This is a genomic window from Roseibium sp. RKSG952 (genome assembly GCF_009711355.1).
On record NZ_SMMF01000486.1, the window covers coordinates 1 to 1,259 of the forward strand.

A 1,259-nucleotide genomic window follows, 5' to 3' on the forward strand; every position below is an offset into this window, starting at 1 on the left:
AATCCAGTTTGTCGGTATCTTATGATCCCCCGACTTGGAAAAAGGCATCCGACGACATCGGAGCGGGTAAACTGCCTGATGTCGACGTAAAAATTGGCGGAAGTGCAAAATTTGCTGGTTGGGGTGCATCTGGCGAAGTTTCGTATAATCCAGCAGAGCACATCGCGGGCTTTAAAGGGTCTGTTGATGCGGGCGGAATTTCCAACGAAGCTAGCATAGATACAGAGACCAAAGAATTAGATCAAAGCACCTCCATAAAAACGGAGACATCCGCCCAGCTTAAAGCTGGGGTGGCAAGTATAGGTGTGAAGACAACTACAGAACTTGGCGCATTCACAAATGGGCGGGGTGCAGAATACGGGTTAAAATCTATATTTGAAATCAAGACTCCAGTCGGTGACCTGAAGATCGTAGGTAATTTTCTTAGAGAAAATGACGCTATTTCATCTAATGATGAAAAGAAATCTTCGCCAGAAGCGCAAAATCCTTCCAACTCCAATGATGGCTCCGAACCTCCTAGTGATCCTGACGGCGTAAGTGGTCTCGATTTTCGCGACCAAGCAACAAATTTCGATCCACGCGCGACATCTACCCATTCACCCGGGCTGACGCATCCCAACCAAGCGCCTTCTGCGCGGCTTTGCCGATGGCACATCGCTCACCAGCATCAGTTGGCTTGAAGACGGCCGCCTTCAATTAACAGGCGGCTCAGGAAATGACCTGATTGTCGGAACGGGACTTGATGATTTGATCCATGCCGGATCAGGAAATGATACGCTGGACATAGGCGGGAGCCAGGGCGGCTGGCAACATGCACGCGGAGAGACCGGCGATGATGTTTATATCATTGGCCGGGATAGCGGATCAGCTCTCATTCACGAAGGAGCGGGTGCCGGGACGGACACGATACGCTTCGAGGATCTAACCCTTTCGGACCTGGCGGTCGACTATACTGAAACTCAGGATATTTATGGTCGCAGCTTGCGGATGACCTGGGACAAGGATGGAGTATCGGGCAAGCTCCATGTGTCGAACGAAGGCAATGACATCGAACGGTTCGAGTTTGCCGACGGGACCGTCTAGGCCCAGTGTGAGCGTCGCTGCGAAAATGGCCACGAAATCGAACAAACATAGAACATTTGCGCTTGAGCCATCAAAATTTGGTGCGCAGCAGCTTTAGAAAGCATGAATTGATGCGTAAACCTATTGGAAGGCGTAGCGTTAGGTTCCCGCCAGACAACGCGGCGTTTATCAACCAA

3 protein-coding genes are annotated in these 1,259 nt (G+C 50.8%); 2 read left to right on the forward strand and 1 reads right to left on the reverse strand.

Annotation, left to right across the window (positions count from 1 at the left end; all coding sequences use genetic code 11):
• Nucleotides 1-680: hypothetical protein (locus tag E1297_RS48960; protein WP_196223126.1), on the forward strand; the 680-nt coding region annotated here is incomplete at its 5' end.
• A 67-nt stretch (nt 681-747) separates the two neighbouring features.
• Complete coding sequence (locus E1297_RS01710; RefSeq protein ID WP_155133098.1) at nt 748-1,083, forward strand: calcium-binding protein; 336 nt, start codon at nt 748-750, stop codon at nt 1,081-1,083.
• On the opposite strand, the gene E1297_RS49595 is transcribed toward E1297_RS01710, so the two are convergent.
• Nucleotides 1,080-1,259: hypothetical protein (locus tag E1297_RS49595; RefSeq protein ID WP_209015580.1), on the reverse strand; the 180-nt coding region annotated here is incomplete at its 5' end. The genes E1297_RS01710 and E1297_RS49595 overlap by 4 nt on opposite strands.